Origin of the sequence: Microbacterium sp. dk485, assembly GCF_004570445.1 — a bacterium.
GTDB classification, from domain to species: domain Bacteria; phylum Actinomycetota; class Actinomycetes; order Actinomycetales; family Microbacteriaceae; genus Microbacterium; species Microbacterium wangchenii.
Genome location: NZ_SPQW01000003.1, coordinates 133,370 through 152,592, shown reverse-complemented (window position 1 = coordinate 152,592; position 19,223 = coordinate 133,370). Strand labels below are relative to the sequence as shown.

17 protein-coding genes and 1 tRNA gene are annotated in these 19,223 nt (G+C 69.8%); 15 read left to right on the top strand and 3 right to left on the bottom strand.

Features of this window, described 5'->3' with window-relative positions:
• Window positions 1-21: 21 nt before the first annotated feature.
• From E4V99_RS17870 to galE, 13 genes are all read left to right on the top strand, one after another.
• Window positions 22-1,086, top strand: a complete 1,065-nt coding sequence (locus E4V99_RS17870; RefSeq protein ID WP_135118093.1) for an NAD(P)-dependent alcohol dehydrogenase — start codon at window positions 22-24, stop codon at window positions 1,084-1,086.
• On the top strand, window positions 1,083-2,582 hold the full coding sequence (locus E4V99_RS17865; protein ID WP_135068289.1) for a sugar ABC transporter ATP-binding protein: 1,500 nt from the start codon (window positions 1,083-1,085) through the stop codon (window positions 2,580-2,582). Before E4V99_RS17870 ends, E4V99_RS17865 begins: the two co-directional genes overlap by 4 nt.
• 1 nt (window position 2,583) lies before the next feature.
• On the top strand, window positions 2,584-3,618 hold the full coding sequence (locus E4V99_RS17860) for an ABC transporter permease (RefSeq protein WP_209305656.1): 1,035 nt from the start codon (window positions 2,584-2,586) through the stop codon (window positions 3,616-3,618).
• Window positions 3,619-3,666: 48 nt separating this feature from the next.
• The gene (locus E4V99_RS17855; RefSeq protein WP_209305655.1) at window positions 3,667-4,671 is read left to right on the top strand and encodes a sugar ABC transporter substrate-binding protein; all 1,005 of its coding nucleotides are present in this window, start codon (window positions 3,667-3,669) and stop codon (window positions 4,669-4,671) included.
• Between the two features lie 81 nt (window positions 4,672-4,752).
• Window positions 4,753-5,520: a glucose 1-dehydrogenase gene (locus E4V99_RS17850; protein ID WP_135118092.1), complete on the top strand. Its 768-nt coding sequence runs from the start codon at window positions 4,753-4,755 to the stop codon at window positions 5,518-5,520.
• 108 nt (window positions 5,521-5,628) lie between these two features.
• On the top strand, window positions 5,629-7,764 hold the full coding sequence (locus E4V99_RS17845; protein ID WP_135118091.1) for a DNA polymerase III subunit gamma and tau: 2,136 nt from the start codon (window positions 5,629-5,631) through the stop codon (window positions 7,762-7,764).
• On the top strand, window positions 7,764-8,357 hold the full coding sequence (gene recR, locus E4V99_RS17840; protein WP_135068282.1) for a recombination mediator RecR: 594 nt from the start codon (window positions 7,764-7,766) through the stop codon (window positions 8,355-8,357). The genes E4V99_RS17845 and recR overlap by 1 nt, the downstream gene beginning before the upstream one ends.
• On the top strand, window positions 8,354-9,286 hold the full coding sequence (locus E4V99_RS17835) for an EamA family transporter (RefSeq protein ID WP_135118090.1): 933 nt from the start codon (window positions 8,354-8,356) through the stop codon (window positions 9,284-9,286). The genes recR and E4V99_RS17835 overlap by 4 nt, the downstream gene beginning before the upstream one ends.
• A 116-nt stretch (window positions 9,287-9,402) precedes the next feature.
• Window positions 9,403-10,689, top strand: coding sequence for an aspartate kinase (locus tag E4V99_RS17830; protein ID WP_135118089.1), 1,287 nt, complete (start codon window positions 9,403-9,405; stop codon window positions 10,687-10,689).
• Window positions 10,690-10,990: 301 nt separating this feature from the next.
• Entirely contained in the window at window positions 10,991-12,061 is a 1,071-nt protein-coding gene (locus E4V99_RS17825) for an aspartate-semialdehyde dehydrogenase (RefSeq protein WP_135118088.1), read from the top strand.
• Between the two features lie 82 nt (window positions 12,062-12,143).
• Window positions 12,144-13,619 (top strand): malate:quinone oxidoreductase, encoded by a 1,476-nt coding sequence (locus E4V99_RS17820; protein ID WP_135068274.1) that lies wholly within the window; start codon window positions 12,144-12,146, stop codon window positions 13,617-13,619.
• 8 nt (window positions 13,620-13,627) lie between these two features.
• Window positions 13,628-14,233: a thymidine kinase gene (locus tag E4V99_RS17815; protein WP_135068272.1), complete on the top strand. Its 606-nt coding sequence runs from the start codon at window positions 13,628-13,630 to the stop codon at window positions 14,231-14,233.
• 41 nt (window positions 14,234-14,274) lie between these two features.
• Window positions 14,275-15,297, top strand: coding sequence for a UDP-glucose 4-epimerase GalE (galE, locus tag E4V99_RS17810; RefSeq protein WP_135068270.1), 1,023 nt, complete (start codon window positions 14,275-14,277; stop codon window positions 15,295-15,297).
• A gap of 3 nt (window positions 15,298-15,300) precedes the next feature.
• Here galE and E4V99_RS17805 read toward each other — a convergent pair whose 3' ends face one another.
• A complete protein-coding gene (locus tag E4V99_RS17805) occupies window positions 15,301-16,143 on the bottom strand; it encodes a DUF1295 domain-containing protein (protein ID WP_135068268.1) in 843 nt (280 codons plus the stop codon).
• Window positions 16,144-16,212: 69 nt separating this feature from the next.
• Here E4V99_RS17805 and E4V99_RS17800 point away from each other — a divergent pair, with 69 nt between their 5' ends.
• Both E4V99_RS17800 and E4V99_RS17795 read left to right on the top strand, forming a co-directional pair.
• Window positions 16,213-16,926, top strand: coding sequence for an FCD domain-containing protein (locus tag E4V99_RS17800; protein WP_135068266.1), 714 nt, complete (start codon window positions 16,213-16,215; stop codon window positions 16,924-16,926).
• Between the two features lie 11 nt (window positions 16,927-16,937).
• Window positions 16,938-18,197 carry an alpha-hydroxy acid oxidase gene (locus E4V99_RS17795; RefSeq protein WP_135068264.1) on the top strand — a complete coding sequence of 420 codons (1,260 nt, stop codon included), beginning with the start codon at window positions 16,938-16,940 and terminating at the stop codon, window positions 18,195-18,197.
• A gap of 76 nt (window positions 18,198-18,273) precedes the next feature.
• On the opposite strand, the gene E4V99_RS17790 is transcribed toward E4V99_RS17795, so the two are convergent.
• Both E4V99_RS17790 and E4V99_RS17785 read right to left on the bottom strand, forming a co-directional pair.
• On the bottom strand, window positions 18,274-19,044 hold the full coding sequence (locus E4V99_RS17790; RefSeq protein ID WP_135118087.1) for an HAD-IIB family hydrolase: 771 nt from the start codon (window positions 19,042-19,044) through the stop codon (window positions 18,274-18,276).
• 74 nt (window positions 19,045-19,118) lie between these two features.
• Window positions 19,119-19,195 (bottom strand) — tRNA-Pro (locus tag E4V99_RS17785).
• Window positions 19,196-19,223 lie beyond the last annotated feature (28 nt).

Sequence of the window (19,223 nt, the reverse complement as noted above, 5' to 3'; positions counted from 1 at the left end):
CCCAATGAAATCGGAGCGAACATGACCGAGATCCCCCGAACCATGAACGCCAGCGTCCTGACCGAGGTCCAGTCGATCGCGGTCGAGCAGCGTCCCGTTCCGGCGGTCGCCCCCGACGAGGTCCTCGTCCAGGTCGCCGCCGTCGGCGTGTGCGGATCGGACGTGCACTACTACCAGCACGGCCGCATCGGCGACTTCGTCGTGGAGGCGCCGATCATCCTCGGACACGAGTTGAGCGGACGCATCGTGGCGGTGGGCGACGACGTCGACCCCGCACGCATCGGCCGCCGCGTCGCCGTCGAGCCCCAGCGGCCCTGCCGCGTGTGCGAGTTCTGCAAGGCGGGCCAGTACAACCTGTGCCCGAAGATGGAGTTCTTCGCGACGCCGCCCATCGACGGCGCCTTCTGCGAGTACGTCACGATCCAGGCCGACTTCGCCTTCGACATCCCCGACTCGATCAGCGACAACGCTGCGGCGCTCATGGAGCCGCTGTCGGTCGGCATCGCCGCCGCCCAGAAGGGCGGCGTCAAGGTCGGCGACCGCGTCCTCATCGCCGGCGGCGGGCCGATCGGCATCATCGCCGCGCAGGTGGCGCGCGCGTTCGGGGCGAGCGAGGTCATCGTCTCCGACATCAACCCCTCCCGGCGCGAGCTCGCCCAGCAGTACGGAGTGACGCGCGTGGTCGACCCTGCGGCGGAGTCCCTCGATGGCCTCGACGCCCACGTCTTCATCGACGCGTCCGGAGCGGCCCCGGCGATCCGTGCCGGAATCCGGGCCACGCGCCCCGGCGGCACCGTCGTCCTCGTCGGCAGCGCGGACGAGATCCCCTTCTCGGTGCCCGATGTCGCGATGCGCGAGATCAACGTCACGGGCATCTTCCGCTACACCGGGACGTGGCCCATCGCGCGCACGCTCGTGGAGTCGGGACAGGTCGACCTGGACTCGCTGGTGACCCACGTCTTCGGGCTCGAGCAGGTCGAGGAGGCGCTCACCGGAGACGGCGCGCTGGACAGCCTCAAGCGCATCGTGCTTCCCGGCGTGGCACGGGTCGCGGATCCGGTGGCGACGGCGCGGGGTGAGGCATGAGCGACACCCTCCTCTCGGTCCGGGGCGTCTCCAAGTCTTTCCCCGGCGTGAAAGCCCTCGACGACGTCTCGTTCGAGGTGCGTCCGGGCACCGTCCACGCGCTGTGCGGCGAGAACGGTGCCGGCAAGTCGACCCTGATGAAGATCATCAACGGCATCTACCAGCCCGACACCGGCGAGATCCGCGTGCGCGGCGAGGAGGTGCGGATCCGCAACCCCATCGAGGCGCGCGCGCAGGGCATCGCGATGATCGCGCAGGAGCTCAACTTCGTCCCCGAGATGACGATCGCGGAGAGCTTCTTCCTCGGACGCCTGCCGATGAAGTTCGGCAAGGTCGACTGGCGCCACATCCGCCGCGAGGCCCGCCGCATCCTGAAGGCGGAAGGACTCGACTTCTCCATCAACCGGCGCCTGAGCACGCTCACGGTGTCGGAGATCCAGACGCTGGAGATCGTGCGGGCCGTCTACCACAGCGCCGACGTGCTGATCATGGACGAGCCGACCTCCGCCATCGCGCATAAAGAGGTCGAGTCGCTGTTCGCCAAGATCCGCGCGCTGCGCGCCGAGGGCAAATCCATCATCTACATCTCGCACAAGATGGACGAGGTGTTCGAGCTGGCCGACGACATCAGCGTGCTCCGGGACGGCGCGGTCGTCAGCTCGCAGCGCGCCGACGAGATCACCTCGGCCCAGGTCATCGCGCAGATGGTCGGCCGCGACCTGGACCACCAGTCGTACCCGAAGGAGCGCATCGAGATCGGGCCCACGGTCTTCCGCGCCTCGGGCCTGTCCAGCCGTCACCTGTTCGAGAACATCGATCTGGAGATCAAGGCCGGCGAGATCGTCGGCCTGGCGGGGCTCATCGGCGCCGGACGCAGCGAAGTGGTCCGGGCGATCTTCGGACTGGACTCGCTGGATGCCGGGACGATCGAGGTCGACGGCAAGCCCGCCGACATGTCCACCCCGCGCAAGGCGATCGCCAACGGCGTCGCGATGCTCTCGGAGGACCGGCGACTGGTCGGCATCATCCCGAAGCTGAGCATCAAGAAGAACGCCACGCTGGCGAGCCTGCGCAAGGTGATCCACGGCGGCTTCGCCCACCCGCGCAAGGAGGAGAAGCTCGTCGAGGAGTACTTCTCCAAGATGAACGTCAAGGCGCCCAGCACCGAGACGCGCATCGAGTCCCTCAGTGGCGGCAACCAGCAGAAGGTGCTGCTCGCGCGGTGGCTCATCGCCGACCCCAAGGTGCTTCTGCTGGACGAACCGACCCGCGGCATCGACGTGGGCGCGAAGTACGAGATCTACAAGATCATGACCGAGCTCGCCCGGCAGGGGCGCGGCATCCTCATGATCTCTTCCGAGCTGCCTGAGCTGATCGGCATGTGCGACCGGATCTACGTCATGTCGGGCGGGCGCCTGACGGCGGAGCTGGAGCCCCCGCAGTTCTCGCAGGAGACGATTCTGAAATTCGCCATGAACGAAATCGAGGTGGCCTGACGTGCTGGAAAAGCTGAAATCCCTGGAGCTCAGCCGCTACTCCATATTCATCATCCTCGTGGTGGTGCTGGTAGCGGCGAGCATGCTGAGCCCGAACTTCCTCAGCACGGACAACGTGTTCAACGTGCTGCGCCAGGTCGCGGTCATCACGATCCTCGCCTACGGTGCCATGACGCTGATCATCGGCGGCATGATCGACCTGTCCGCCGGAGCGGTCATGGCCTTCGCGGGCGTGGCGTCGGTGATGGTCTACAAGTCCACCGGCAACCTCCTGTTCGGTGTGCTCGCGGGCATCGCCGTCGGCATGATCTGCAACCTGATCAACGCCTTCCTCGTGGCCACGCTGCGCACGCCCGCGTTCATCGTGACCCTCGGCATGATGCTGATGGCGCGCGGCGCCGTGCTGGAGCTGACGCAGGGCCAGAACGTCCTGCAGCTGGGCGACTTCATCCTCATCGGTCAGGGCAACCTCGGCTGGCTGCCCATTCCCGTCCTGATCCTCATCGTCGTCACGATCGTGATCTGGTACCTCATGAACCAGACCCGCTACGGCCGCTCGGTGTACGCCGTCGGCGGTAACGAGGAGGCCGCACGGGCGGCGGGCATCGCGGTGGAGAAGGTGAAGTACCAGGCGTTCCTGGTCAACGGCGCCCTCGTGGGCATCGCCGGCGTCATCTTCATGTCGCGCGTGAACGCGGGGCTCCCCAACGCCGGAATCGGCTACGAGCTCCAGGCGATCACGGCCCCCATCATCGGTGGCACGAGCTTCTCCGGCGGTGTCGGCACCGTCTTCGGGACGCTCGCCGGAGCGCTCATCGTCGGCGTGCTGGGCAACATCATGAACCTCATCGGCATCGGCTCCTACGTGCAGCAGATCGTGATGGGCCTCATCATCGTCGTCGCCGTGGCGTACGACGTCTTCAGCAAGCGGGGCAAGGCCCGCACGACGATCCTCAAGTCCGACGCGAAGGGCGAGACGCTGCCCACCGCGCGGGAAGGAACAGTTCCAGCCGGAGGTGGGACAGCCGCATCCTGACTCGCATCACCCGTCACCGAATGAACCCGAACACATAAGGAGAGCACAATGACGACTCTTACCCGCAAGATCATGGCGCTGGGGGCGGCCGCGGCCGTGGCCCTGAGCCTCGGCGGCTGCGCCGTGACGACCGGAAACCCCGCCTCCGGCGGCGGCGACACCGAGCGTGAGCAGAAGGACGAGTACCGCGTCGCGTACATCGCCCGCGCGCAGGCCGACTCGTTCGCCGCGTGGCTGGCCAACGAGATGAAGGCCGCCGCCGAGGACTACGACGACATCACCCTCGAGGTCTTCGACGGCCAGGCCGACGACGAGGTCGAGAACCGGATGATCGAGAACGCGATCGCCAACAAGTTCGACGCCATCATCGTCCAGCCCAACAACGGCGACGCGCAGAGCCCGTACATCCAGCAGGCCATCGACGCCGGCATCGTGACCATCACAACCAACCCGCGCGTGGAGGGTCTCGACGGCGGCGACTCCGTCGACGCGAACCCCTACGACCAGGGCGCCGTCGTCGCGCAGCTGGCGCTGGAGCAGGTCCCCGAGAACGCGAAGGTCGTCGTCCTGACCGGCCCGGCCGGCAACTTCCACAGCACCGCGCGTCGTGACGCGTGGCAGAAGGAGTTCTTCGACAAGCGTCCCGACGTGACGATCGTCGCCGAGGACACCGCGAACTGGAACAAGGACGAGGCGCTGACCCTCATGGAGGACTGGTCGCTGGCCAACTCCGAGATCGACGCCATCATCTCGATGAACGACAACATGGCCGCCGGCGCGCTCGAAGCGCTCAAGGGCAAGTCGGCCTTCGAGGGCATCCTCGCCTACGGCGTGGACGGCACGCCCGAGGCGACGCTGCTGATCCAGGAGGGCCTGCTGACCGCCTCCACGCTGCAGAACGCGCGCGAACTGGCTGAGCTCAACCTGAAGTCGGTGCACGAGCTGCTCACCGGCGAGGCCGACGAGATCAACGTCGACATCGGCAACCCGCTGATCACGTCGGAGAACGTGCAGGAGTACATCGACCTCTACCTCGAGGCCGGCCTGCTCTGATCCACCCACCCGAGCGGGGGACCGGCATCACGCCGTCCCCCGCTCGGGCGCGTCCGCCCCACCCCCGTCGAAAGGAATGACGTGTCCGTCATCGACAAGTTCTCCCTCCAGGGCCGCACGGCTCTGGTCACCGGCGCCACGCGCGGCCTCGGCCACGCGTTCGCCACGGCCCTGGCCGAGGCCGGCGCCGACATCGTCGTCCACGGGCGGGATCAGGCCGCCGCCGACACCGTCCGCGGCGAGATCGAGGCGCTCGGGCGCAAGGCCTACGTCGTGCTCGGCGACCTCACCGAGGCCGGCGGCGCGCAGCAGGTCGTCGACGCGTCGATCGCCGCGGCCGGTGCCATCGACATCCTCGTGAACAACGCGGGTGCCTGCATCCACCGCCCCGCCCTCGAGGTGACCGACGACGAGTGGTCCTACGTCATGGACACCAACGTCACGGCCCTGTGGCGCATGTCGCAGGCCGCCGGGCGTCACATGGTGGAGCGCCGCTCGGGCTCGATCGTCAACGTCGGATCCATCTCGGGCATGATCGTCAACCGCCCCCAGATGCAGCCGGCCTACAACGCCTCCAAGGCCGCCGTGCACCAGCTCACCAAGTCGCTCGCGGCGGAGTGGGCGCCTCTGGGCGTGCGCGTGAACGCGCTGGCCCCCGGCTACATCAAGACCGACATGTCGCCCGTGGACGAGCCGCAGTTCCGCCGCATGTGGATCGAGGATGCCGCGCAGCAGCGGTACGCGACCCCGGACGAGCTCGGCCCCGCGATGGTGTTCCTCGCCTCCGACGCGGCGAGCTTCATGTCCGGCACGGTGCTGGTCGTCGACGGCGGTTACACGCTGTTCTGATCTCTCATCGGACTCCACCCGGCTGTCCCCGCTCCGCGCGGGGGCAGCCGGTTCGTCGTCTGCGGAGGAGGCGGGCGGGATGTCAGCCGCACACCGTAGGCTGGAGGCGTGACGACCGCTCTGTACCGCCGCTACCGCCCCGAGGCGTTCGGCGAGATGATCGGGCAGTCCCAGGTGACCGACCCGCTCATGACGGCGCTGCGCAGCGACCGCGTCGGGCACGCGTATCTGTTCTCCGGCCCGCGCGGGTGCGGCAAGACCACATCCGCCCGTATCCTGGCGCGCTGCCTCAACTGCGCGGCCGGCCCCACCGACACCCCGTGCGGCACGTGCGACAGCTGCGTCGAGCTCGGACGCGGCGGCGGCGGCTCGCTCGACGTCGTCGAGATCGACGCGGCCAGCCACAACGGCGTCGACGACGCCCGCGACCTGCGCGAGCGCGCGATCTTCGCGCCGGCCCGCGACCGCTTCAAGATCTTCATCCTGGATGAGGCGCACATGGTGACGCAGCAGGGCTTCAACGCCCTGCTCAAGCTCGTGGAGGAACCGCCCGAGCACGTCAAGTTCATCTTCGCCACGACCGAGCCCGAGAAGGTGCTCGGCACGATCCGCTCGCGCACCCACCACTATCCGTTCCGGCTCGTCCCGCCGGCCGCGATGCTCGAATACGTGCAGGAGCTGTGCGAGACCGAGGGCGTCGAGGTCGAGCCGGGAGTGCTGCCGCTCGTCGTGCGCGCAGGCGGCGGATCGCCGCGAGACACCCTGTCGCTGCTCGACCAGCTCATCGCCGGCTCGGACGTGGCGGACGGCCCCGAGGGAGTCGTCACGGTGCGCTACGAGCGGGCCGTCGCGCTGCTGGGCTACACGCACGCCGAACTTCTGGACGAGGTCGTGGAGGCCTTCGGCCAGAGCGATCCGGCCGGCGCCTTCGCGGCGGTCGACCGCGTCGTCCAGACCGGCCAGGACCCGCGCCGTTTCGTCGACGACCTCCTCGAGCGCCTGCGCGACCTCATCGTCATCGCCGCGACGGGACCGGGCGCCTCCGCGGTGCTGCGCGGCGTTCCCACCGAGGAGCTCGAGCGGATGGGGCGCCAGGCTGCGCTCTTCGGCGCCGATCGCCTCTCGCGCACCGCCGACCTCGTCGTCGCGGCGCTGGATGAGATGACCGGCGCGACCTCGCCGCGTCTTCAGCTCGAGCTGCTCGTCGCGCGGGTGCTCGCCCGCACCGCCGTGCCTGCCGCATCCGCCCCGCCCGCCGCCGCCGTGCCCGCCGCCCCCGCGGCGTCCGCGCCGCCCGCCCCTGCGCCGAATGTGCACCGAACCGGCGAGAGTGCACCGGATTCGGTGCCGGTTCGCCGAGATGATGCACTTTCGGCGCCCGCGACGCCCATCAACGAGCCCGCCCCGCCGGAGCCCGAGCCCGAACCCGAGTTCGCTCCGCCCGCCCCGTCGGGGCCGTTCACGGCGCAGCGGATGCGCGACGCCTGGCCCGAGGTCCTCGCGCGGCTGGAGGAGCTCAGTCGCTCGTCGTGGCTGCTCGCGTCCGGCGCGCGCGTCCTCGCCCTCGACGACGACGTGCTGACCCTCTCCTTCGCCAGCCAGAGCGACCTGGCGTCGTTCAAGAAGCGCGGTGCCGGCACCGGCCCGAGCGAAGACCTCCGGCAGGCGATCCTGGGCGTCCTCGGCATCAGGGTGAAGTTCATCGCCCGGCACGACGGCGACGGCCCAGGCGGCACCGGGCCCGGGGCGCCGGAGCCGTCCCCGCCCGCGCCGGAGAGCGTCCCACCCGCCCCGGAGACGGCGCCGCCCGCACCCGAGCGACGGCCGGCGGCTGCCGCCGCGGCCCCGGTGACCGAATGGGCGGTCGCTCCGATCCCGTCGACCCCACCCGCCGAGGTCCCGTCGCCGCCCAGCGCCCTGTCCGCTGCCGTCACCGCCCAGTTCGCCGTCGACGACGAGCCGGAGGATGCCGCGCCCGCCGCGCGACCCGTCGCCACGCTGGCCCGCGTCCGCGAAGGCGACGTGCTCCCCGACGGCGAGAGCGGCGCCGTCGCGCCCGACGACGCGGAAGACCTCCCCGCTCCCGAGGCGCCCCGCGACGTTCCCGTTCCTCCGGTGGTGGCACCGCGGATCGCGCCCGCCCGTGCGGGTGTGCAGCGCTACGGCGAGGCGGTCGTGCGGCAGGTGCTCGGCGCGACGTTCGTGCGTGAAGAGCCGCATCAAGCCCCGACGAGGTTCACCTGATGTACGACGGCATCGTCCAAGACCTCATCGACGAATTCGGCCGCCTGCCGGGCATCGGGCCGAAGTCGGCGCAGCGCATCACGTTCCACATCCTCCAGTCGCCGTCGTTCGATGTGTCGCACCTGGCCCGGCTGCTCGCCGAAGTGCGCGAGAAGGTGCGGTTCTGCGAGGTGTGCGGGAACGTCTCCGAGCAGGATCGCTGCTCCATCTGCCGCGATCCGCGACGCAACGAGACCCTCATCTGCGTCGTCGAAGACGCCAAGGACGTCGCCGCCATCGAGCGCACGCGGGAGTTCCGCGGTCTGTACCACGTGCTCGGCGGCGCGATCAGTCCCATCGCCGGCGTCGGCCCGGACGACCTGCGCATCACCCAGCTCATGCAGCGACTCGCGGACGGGACGGTGCAGGAAGTCATCCTCGCCACCAACCCCAACCTGGAGGGCGAGGCGACGGCGACCTACCTCAGCCGCCTGCTGCACACCCTCGAGATCCGCGTCACGCGTCTGGCATCGGGCCTCCCCGTCGGCGGCGACCTCGAATACGCGGATGAGGTGACCCTGGGCCGCGCGTTCGAGGGCAGACGCACCCTGTGAACGCGATCGCGCGGTTCACCCCGCGCGGCTGGCTGCTGTTCGCCACGATGGCGGTGTTGTGGGGGATGCCCTACCTGTTCATCAAACAGGCGGTCGACTCGTTCTCACCGCCCGCCGTCGTGTGCATCCGGACGCTGGGCGCCGCCATCCTCCTGCTCCCGTTCGCGCTGCGCCGCGGAGTGCTCCGCGAGGCGTGGCGCGCATGGCGGTGGGTGCTGCTGTTCGGTCTCCTCGAGATGGCGGGGCCCTTCCTGCTGCTCAGCCACGCCGAGCTGACGCTGACGTCGGGGCTGACCGGCCTGCTCGTGGCGACGGTGCCGCTGTTCGCCGCCCTGATCGCCTTCGCCGGCGGAGACCGCGGCGCGCTCCGCCCCGTACGGGCGGTCGGGCTTGCGATCGGGTTCGCCGGCGTCGCGGTCATCGTCGCGGGCCCCGGCCTGGGCCAGTCCGACGGCGTGGGCGGCCTGGTCGCGGCGGGGGAGGTGCTGCTGGTGGCCGTGTGCTACTCGATCGCCCCCTTCGTCGTCGCCACGCGTCTGCGCCACGTGCCGTCGCTGGGCACCGTGACGCTGTCGCTGCTGCTCGTGGGTCTCGGGTACCTGCCGGCGGCGCTGCTCACCCAGCACACCGTCCCCACCACCGCCAGCGTCGCCTCGGCCGCCGCGCTGACGGTCCTGTGCACCGCCGTGGCCTTCCTGGCGTTCTTCGCGCTCATCAAAGAGGTCGGCCCCGCCCGCGCCCCGCTGTTCACCTACGTCAACCCGGTGATCGCGATAGCGCTGGGCGTCCTGATCCTCGGTGAGCCGCTCACGTGGGGGCTGCTGGCCGGGTTCCCCCTCGTGATCCTGGGATGCTGGCTCGCCGCGACCGGCGGGACAACGCGCGTGCGCCGCAGCTCCGGCGAACCTCCGGCGGTGGCGGCGGGCTGAACCGGCGCGACGCATGTCGGCTCCGGCATCCGCACCTCCGTAAGATGGTGCGTCGGGCGCGCACCGCGCCGTCTCTCGCCGGAGGCACGCCGGCGACGCATCCCGGGAGTACCAACGTGGCGCTGATCGTCCAGAAATACGGCGGTTCGTCGGTCGCCGACGCCGAAAGCATCAAGCGCGTCGCCAAGCGCATCGTCGACACGCGCCGCGCCGGCCACGAGGTCGTCGTCGCCGTGAGCGCCATGGGTGACACCACCGACGAGCTGCTCGAGCTGGCGGGGGAGGTCGCGCCGATCCCCGCGCCCCGGGAGCTGGACATGCTGCTCTCCAGCGGTGAGCGCATCTCGATGGCCCTCCTGGCGATGGCGATCCACTCGATGGGCTTCGAGGCACGCTCGTTCACGGGCAGCCAGGCGGGCATGATCACGGATGCCACGCACGGGGCGGCCCGCATCGTCGACGTCACCCCCGTGCGGCTGCGCGAAGCCCTCGACGACGGCGCGATCGTCATCGTCGCCGGCTTCCAGGGCTTCAACCGCGACACGCGCGACATCACCACCCTCGGCCGCGGCGGATCCGACACGACCGCCGTGGCCCTCGCGGCGGCGCTGAACGCCGACGTGTGCGAGATCTACAGCGACGTGGACGGCATCTTCACCGCCGACCCGCGCGTCGTGCCGCGGGCCCGGAAGCTCGAGCGCATCTCCAGCGAGGAGATGCTGGAGCTCGCCGCCAATGGCGCGAAGGTCCTCTACATCCGCGCTGTCGAGTACGCCCGCCGCCACGGCGTCGTCATCCACGCGCGGTCCACCTTCAGCTCGGGCGAGGGCACGTGGGTGCTCGACCGCTCGCGCACCTCCGACCTCATCCCCCAGGGAGCCCACATGGAAGAGCCCATCGTCGCCGGCGTCGCCACCGACCTCAGCCAGGCGAAGATCACCGTGATCGGCGTACCCGACGTCCCCGGTAAGGCGGCGGAGATCTTCAAGATCGTCGCCAAGTCCGGCGCCAACGTCGACATGATCGTGCAGAACGTCTCGGCGGCGGCCACCGGGCGCACCGACATCTCATTCACCCTTCCCAAGACGGATGCCGCGACGGCCCTGCGCGCCCTTGCCGCGGATCAGGCCGACGTCGGGTTCGAGAGCCTCGTGCACGACGACCAGATCGGCAAGCTCTCCGTCGTCGGCGCCGGCATGCGCACGCACTCGGGCGTCTCGGCGACGCTGTTCGAGGCGCTGAGCGTGGCCGGGATCAACATCGAGATGATCTCCACGTCGGAGATCCGCATCTCCGTCGTGCTCCGCGGCGACGACCTGGCCGAGGCGGCCCGCGCCGTGCACGCCGCCTACGGCCTGGACGGCGACGTCGAGGCGACGGTCTACGCCGGCACCGGCCGCTGACGCCCCGCGCCCTCCACCGCCGTCCGCTGCTCGCGCCGCCTCGGTTGCGCAGAATTCAGGAGACACGCCGAGCGACGGGTACCGGTGGGGTCCGGATGTGCCGGATCTCCTGAGTTCTGAACGGTGCGACGCCGAAGCTGTCAGATGTGGCTGGCGAAGCCGTTCTGCCCACTCGCGCCGGCCTGACGCCATGCCGGGGTGCGAGGGGGCACGGGCACCGCGGGCCGCCGATAGAATCGGGCCACCGCGACTCCGCGGCATCCACCCGCACCATCCCGCCCCGCAGCATCGAGGTACCGCCATGACCCGCATCTCCGATTCAGGACTCTCCGTCGCCGTCGTGGGCGCCACCGGCCAGGTCGGCGGTGCGATGCTCGACATCCTCGAGGAGCGCGGATTCCCCGTGCGCGAGCTGCGCGCCTTCGCCACGGCTCGCTCGGCCGGCTCCGACGTCGTCTTCCAGGGCAAGGGCGTTCTCGTCGAAGACGTCGCCACCGCAGAGCTCGGCGGCATCGACATCGCGCTCTTCTCCGCCGGTGCGACCGGATCGCACGCGCACGCGCCCCGGTTCGCCGAGGCGGGCGCGCTCGTCATCGACAACTCCAGCGCGTGGCGCATGGACCCCGACGTGCCGCTGGTGGTGAGCGAGGTCAACCCGCACGCGATCTCCGAAGCACGCAAGGGCATCATCGCCAACCCGAACTGCACCACGATGGCCGCCATGCCGGTGCTCAAGGTGCTCCACGGCGAGGCGGGCCTGGAGCGGCTCATCGTCAGCACGTACCAGGCCGTGAGCGGCTCGGGTCAGGCCGGCATCCAGGAGCTGCTCGGCCAGGTCGAGGGCGTCCTCGCGCAGGGCGACGTCGAGCGCCTCGCGCGAGACGGCTCTGCGCTGGATTTCCCGCAGCCCGACAAGTACATCGCCCCGATCGCCTTCGACGTCATCCCCTTCGCCGGCAACCTCGTCGACGACGGCTCGAACGAGACCGACGAGGAGAAGAAGCTCCGCAACGAGAGCCGGAAGATCCTCGAGCTGCCCGAGCTGCGCGTCTCCGGCACGTGCGTGCGCGTCCCGGTCTTCACGGGCCACTCCCTCAGCATCAACGCCGAGTTCGCGCGGGACATCACGCCCGAGCACGCCCGCGCGGTGCTGTCGTCGGCGCCCGGGGTGAAGCTCGAAGAGGTGCCCACGCCGCTGCAGGCCGCCGGGACCGACCCCAGCTATGTCGGCCGCATCCGCGCCGATCAGTCGGCGCCCGAGGGCAAGGGTCTGGCGCTGTTCATCAGCAACGACAACCTGCGCAAGGGAGCGGCCCTCAACGCGGTGCAGATCGCCGAGATCGTGGCGGCCCGCATGGGCGCCGACGCCTGACGACCGGGGCTTTTCTCTCGACGTCGAGCGGTCGGATATCTTGATGTCGAGAGAGCAGGAGCTGCCCGCCTAGAATTGTCGCGTGACTGAAGACGTCGACGTGCTGCTCATCGGCGGCGGGATCATGAGCGCGACCCTGGGGACGCTGCTGAAGGATCTCCAGCCCGATTGGAAGATCGTGGTGTGCGAGCGTCTCAGCGACGTCGCCCTGGAGAGCTCCAACGCGTGGAACAACGCCGGCACCGGCCACGCGGCGCTGTGCGAGCTGAACTACATGCCCCAGGGGCCGGACGGAAAGCTCGACCCGGCGAAGGCGATCGCCATCAACGAGCAGTTCCAGCAGAGCCGCCAGCTGTGGTCCACCCTCGTGGAGGAGGGCGTGCTGGATGCGCCGTCCACCTTCATCAACGCCACGCCGCACATGACCTTCGTCCGCGGGGAGAAGGACGTCGAGTATCTCCGCAAGCGCTACGAGGTGCTCAAGAAGGAGCCGCTGTTCGCCGGCATCGAGTACAGCGAGGATTCGCGCGTCATCCACCAGTGGGCCCCGCTCCTGATGAAGCAGCGCCTCAAGAGCGACCAGCCCTTCGCCGCCACCCGCGTGCCCTCCGGTACCGATGTCGACTTCGGCGCGCTCACGCGTCAGCTCTTCGCCCACCTGAAGGACTCCGGCGTCGACGTCGTGACCAACTGCGAGGTGCGCAAGCTCAAGCGCCAGAAGGATGGCGCGTGGCTGGCGACCTACCGCGGGACGGTCGGGCGCACCCCCGGCAGCATCCGCGCGAAGTTCGTCTTCGTCGGCGCGGGCGGCTGGGCGCTGAAGCTCCTGCAGCGCTCGGGCATCCCCGAGATCAAGGGCTACGGCGTCTTCCCCATCGGCGGGCAGTGGCTGAAGACCTCCAACCCGGCCATCGTCGCGCAGCACCGCGCGAAGGTGTACTCGCAGGCGTCGGTCGGCGCGCCCCCCATGTCGGTGCCGCACCTGGACACGCGGGTCGTGGATGGCGAGACCTCGCTGCTGTTCGGTCCGTTCGCGACCTTCAGCCCCAAGTTCCTCAAGAACGGCTCGATGCTCGACATCGTCACCCAGGTGCGCGCGCACAACCTCTGGCCGATGCTGAAGGTCGCCATCGACAACCCCAGCCTCCTGCGGTATCTCGTCGGTGAACTGCTGAAGAACCACGCCAAGAAGGTCGACAGCCTCCGCACGTTCGTGCCCACCGCGAAGGATGAGGACTGGGAGCTGCTGAACGCCGGTCAGCGCGCGCAGGTGATGAAGCGCGACCCGAAGAAGGGCGGCGTGCTGCAGTTCGGCACGGAGGTCGTCACGGCGGAGGATGGCTCCATCGCCGGCCTGCTCGGCGCATCCCCGGGTGCATCCACGGCCGTGTCGATCATGCTCGGCCTGCTGAAGACCTGCTTCCCCGACCGCATGCCCGAGTGGGAGGGACGGCTGAAGGCGCTCATCCCCAGCTACGGCGAGACGCTCAATCCGCGGCCCGAGGTGGCGCGCGAGATCACCGGCGAGACCGCGCAGGTCCTGGCGCTCACGGCGTAGCACCGCGCATGGCGAAGCTGTACTTCCGCTACGGCGCGATGAACTCCGGCAAGTCCACCGGGCTGCTGCAGGCGGCGTACAACTACGAGGAGCGCGGTCAGCAGGTGCTGCTGGCCAAGCCCGTGATCGACACCAAGGGTGCCGAGCGGATCGAGAGCCGGCTCGGCGTGGCGCGCACGGTCGATTTCCTGATCGGGCCGCACGACGACGCACGCGCGGCCTTCGCCGCGGCAGCCGGTGACCGTCCGATCGCGTGCCTGCTCGTGGACGAGGCGCAGTTCCTCACCCCGGAGCAGATCGACGACCTGCTGCGGGTGGCCGTGCTGGATGACATCCCCGTGATCGCTTACGGCATCCGCACCGACTTCCGCACCGAGGCCTTCCCTGGCTCCCGGCGGCTCCTGGAGGTCGCCCACAGTCTGGAAGAGCTCAAGACCATCTGCCGATGCGGGCGCAAGGCGATCTTCAACGCGCGCCTCGTGGACGGCCGCTTCGTCTTCGACGGCGATCAGGTCGCCATCGACGAAGGCACCACGACGGGAGTCGTGACGTACGAGTCGATGTGCGCGGTGTGCTACCTGCGGGAATCGGGCGGGCGCCTCGACGGCCGCTGAGCGCACCTGACCCGGTGCCTTCGGGCGGATACGCTGGCATCATGCGAGTACTCCTGGCCGGCGGCGCCGGTTACATCGGCGCGCACACCGCCGTGTCCCTGCTGGATGCCGGTCATGAGGTCGTGCTGCTGGACGATCTGTCGGGCACGAGCGCGGTGGCCGCCGAGCGGGTCGCGCAGATCACCGGCAAGCCCGCGCCTCTGGTGGTGGGGGATGCGGCCGACCGCGAGGTCGTCGAGGGCGTCTTCGCCGCGCACGGCCCGATCGACGCGATCATCCACCTGGCCGCGTTCAAGGCCGTGGGGGAGTCGACGCAGATCCCGCTGGAGTATTACCGCAACAACCTCGACACGACGTTCGCGCTGGCCGACGTCGGTGTCCGCCACGGCATCCGCTCGTTCGTGTTCTCCAGCACCGGCACGGTGTACTCCGACCCCGCCGACCTCCCTTTCACCGAGGAGGCCACCACGAGCGTGGACCTCTCCAACGCCTACAGCAAGTCCAAGCGCATGAACGAGGTCGTCCTCGCCGACCTGGCGCGCGTGAACCCCGAGCTGAACGTCACGGTGCTGCGCTACTTCAACCCGGTCGGCGCGCACCCCAGCGGCCTCATCGGCGAGGATCCGGCAGGGATCCCCAACAACCTGATGCCGTACGTCTCGCGCGTGGCGATCGGGGCGCTGGAGGAGATCGGGATCTTCGGCGACGACTACGACACCCCCGACGGCACCGGCCTGCGGGACTACATCCACGTCGTCGACCTGGCCGAAGGTCACGTCGTGGCCCTCGAGCAGGCGAAGCCGGGATACGCCGTGTACAACCTGGGCACCGGCACCCCGGTGAGCGTGCGGGAGCTCATCGCCTCGTTCGAGAAGGCCGTCGGCCGCGAGCTGCCTGCGCGCGTCCTCCCGCGCCGGCCGGGGGATGTCGCCGCGACCTACTGCGACCCCTCGAAGGCCGCGCGGGACCTGGGCTGGCGCACGCGCCTGTCGATCGACGACGCCTGCCGCGACTACTGGAACTGGCAGAGCCACAACCCCGCCGGGTACGCCACCGCCCGCTGACGCTCAGGTGTGCTGCGTCACGGCAGGTCGCCGTGGCGGGAGCGGGACGAGCATCGACGTACGGCGCTGATAGTCGGCGTACGCCGGATACTTCGACGCGCTGATCGACTCCGTGAAGATCGTCGAGCCGATGAACAGCACCGTGAGCAGCGTCGGTCCCACGATCGTCCAGTTCACCAGGCCACCCCAGATTCCCAGGCCCGCCGAGAGGGCGGCGACGGCGCCGATGCCGTAGAACACCCACCACTGCGCCTGCTCGAAGAAGAAGTTCGGGTGCCGGCTGAAGCGGAAGAGGCCCGTCGTGACGAACCCGGGCTCCAACGTGCCGCCCGCCCGCTTCTTGGCCTGATGGAAGTCCCACTGCTGCTGGTCGGCGACGAACTCGTCGACCAGGAAGGCGAGGAACAGCATGGCCAGCCCCGTATCCCACGCGGTCAACCGCGTCGGATGCTGCCACGCCATGAACGCCGGAAGCGAGATGAGCACCAGCAGCGCGTTCTGGTACAGCACGATGAACAGCAGATTGAACACCTGGAACACGGCAGGGCTCATGCGCGAGCGCAGGATCGCCCAGCGGTAGTCCTCCATGCCGGTGTAGCCGCCCTTGCGGGCGAAGTTGAAGGTCAGCCGCGCCCCCCACGCCGTCACCACGAGCGCCATCAGGATCAGGCGCGACGCGTCGCGGCCGTCGACGATCGCGGCGACGGCGAAGATCCACACGTACGCGACCGGGACGATCGACCAGATGCGGTCGACCCACGAGGTGTCCTTGGTGACGAGGGACAGCACCCAGCACGCCGCGCAGGTGACGGCGGCCAGGAGTACGACGATCAGGAGCGGATCCACGGCCCCAGGCTAGTGCGCTTGTGGCAGCGGCCCCAGGGCCGGTAATGTGGTCGGACCACAGGAGGTTCCATGGAAGACCGCTCAGCCCTCCGCGCGTGGCAGGTCGTGCTCGAACACATCGAGACCGAGCTGCGCGCGGGACGCGTGGCACCCGGCGACCGGCTGGCACCCGAGCGGGAACTGGCGACGCAGCTGGGAGTCGGCCGGTCCAGCGTGCGGGAAGCCCTGCGCGTGCTGGAGGTGCTGGGCCTGCTGCGCACCGCGACCGGCTCAGGACCCACCTCCGGCGCGATGATCGTGGCCGCCCCTCGCGGCGGCGTGTCCGCTCTTCTGCGGCTGCAGGTGGCGGCGAACGGCTTCCCCGTCGACGACGTCGTGCGCACGCGCGTCGTGCTGGAGGCCGCGGCGCTGGACGAGCTCGCCGGCGATCCGCACCGGGACACCGCGTCCGCCGCCGCGGTGCTGGACGCGATGGATGCCGTGGGCCTCTCGCCGGCGGAGTTCCTCGCTCTGGACGCCCGCTTCCACCTCGCCCTCGTCGAGGCCTCAGGCAACGTCGTGGCCTCGGCCATGATGGAGGGCCTTCGCACCGCGATCGAGTCGTACGTGCTCGCCGGTGCCACCGCGCTGGACGACTGGGACGGCACCGCAGAGCGGCTCCGGACGGAGCATCGCGCGATCGTCTCGGCCATCGACGGAGGCGACGGCGCGACGGCGCGCAGCCTCATCCACGCCCACATCACCCGGTACTACGACGAGGCGGGCCTCGCCCGCCTCTCCTGAGGAGAGAACCCATGGTCACCCGACAGCTGCCTCGGCCCGTCGAGATCTTCGAGCTGATGAAGTTCAAGGCCCCCGAGCTCAACGGGAAGAAGCGGCGACTCGACGGTGCGCTCACGATCGCCGACCTCCGCCGCATCGCGCAGCGGCGTACACCCAAAGCCGCCTTCGACTACACCGACGGCGCCGCCGAGGGCGAGCTGTCGCTGGCCCGCGCGCGGCAGGCGTTCGAAGACATCGAGTTCCACCCGAGCGTGCTGCGCCCCGCGGAGAACGTCGACACCTCCACCACGATCCTCGGTGGACCCAGCGCGCTGCCCTTCGGCATCGCGCCCACCGGGTTCACGCGCCTCATGCAGACCGAGGGGGAGACGGCGGGGGCCTCGGCGGCGGCGGCCGCGGGCATCCCGTTCACCCTCTCCACGCTGGGGACGACCTCCATCGAGGGCGTGCGCCAGGCCAACCCGCACGGGCGCAACTGGTTCCAGCTGTACGTCATGCGTCAGCGCGAGATCTCCTACGACCTCGTCCGCCGTGCCGGGGAGGCGGGCTTCGACACCCTCATGTTCACCGTCGACACCCCCATCGCCGGCGCGCGCCTGCGCGACAAGCGCAACGGGTTCTCCATCCCGCCGCAGCTGACCCTCGGGACGATCGTGAACGCCATTCCGCGTCCGTGGTGGTGGATCGATTTCCTCACGACGCCCAAGCTCGAGTTCGCCTCCCTCACCGACACCGGCGGTACGGTCGGGGACCTCCTCAACGCGGCGATGGATCCCACCATCAGCTTCGACGACCTCGAGGTCATCCGCTCCATGTGGCCGGGGAAGATCGTCGTCAAGGGCGTGCAGAACGTCGAAGACAGCGTGCGCCTGATCGACGCCGGCGTGGACGGGATCATCCTCTCCAACCACGGCGGCCGGCAGCTCGACCGCGCGCCGATCCCGTTCCACCTCCTGCCGCAGGTCGTCCGCGAAGTGGGCAAGGACGCCACGGTCATGATCGACACGGGCATCATGAACGGCGCCGACATCGTCGCATCCGTCGCCCTCGGCGCGAAGTTCACCCTCATCGGCCGGGCGTACCTGTACGGGCTCATGGCGGGCGGACGCGCGGGCGTGGACCGCGCCATCCAGATCCTGCGCAGCGAGATCGAGCGCACGATGGCGCTGCTCGGAGTCGCCTCGCTCGCCGAGCTGGAGCCGGGTCACGTCACGCAGCTCGCGCGTCTGGTGCCCCTCGGTCAGTCCGCGCCGTCCGCAGCCTCCGTCTGAACCCCTGAAACACCACATTCCGGCCGAGACACCACGCGACGCGTGTTGTCTCGGCCGGAATGTGGTGTTTCGCGGGTCAGCGCGCGGGGAGCGTGGGGATGAGGGCGTCGAGGTACGCGGCGGTGTCGGGCCACCCGTGGACCGCGTGGCAGGCAACGCCGAGCGCCAGGACCGGGTAGTCGTTGCCGTCCGGATCGAGCCGGTCGCCGATGAACAGCATGTCGTCGAGGGGGATGCCGGTGACCTCGGCCAGCTGCGTCATGCCGTAGGCCTTGTCGATGCCGCGGTGGGTGATGTCCACCGACGTCGAACCGCCGGAGCGGACCTCGAGATCGGGGATGCGCGCGGCGACCGCTTCGCGGAGGGCGTTCTTCTTGGCGCCCGTCGGGTCCCACGCCGTCTTGGCCTCCAGCGGGGCGCGCTGGCCGAGGGCGGAGAAGGTGATCTGCGAGCCGCGGTCCTCGAGGATGTCACCCCACGTCTCCGACTCCCACAGACCGAGGCGGCGGGCTTCCTCCTCCACGGCGGTCAGGGCGCGCGTCTTCTCGTCGTCGGTGAGCGAGTGGGCGTACACGGTCTCGATCTCTCCGCCGGTGAGGCGGTAGTACTGCGTGCCGCACGTGGGCATCAGGTGCACGTGGCCGAGAGTCTCGGCGGAGGCCGCCGGCAGGCGATCGACGACCTGACTGCGGAACTGCGCGAGCTGACCGCCGGAGATGATCGCGACCTCGACCCGTTCGGCCAGCGCGATGAGCAGATCGCCGATGCGCGGATCGATCGGGCTCTTCGAGGGCGCGAGGGTGTCATCGAGGTCGAAGGCGACGAGGCGGGGCGTGGATGCGGGCACAGTGCTCCTGTCCGAGACGTCCGAGGCAAGAAGAAGGCCCCGTCAGGCGACGGGGCCTTCTTCTCGATGCTACGTGGTCGGGGTGACAGGATTTGAACCTGCGGCCTCTTCGTCCCGAACGAAGCGCGCTACCAAGCTGCGCCACACCCCGTTGCAACCCCCCGAGTCTACCCCGAACC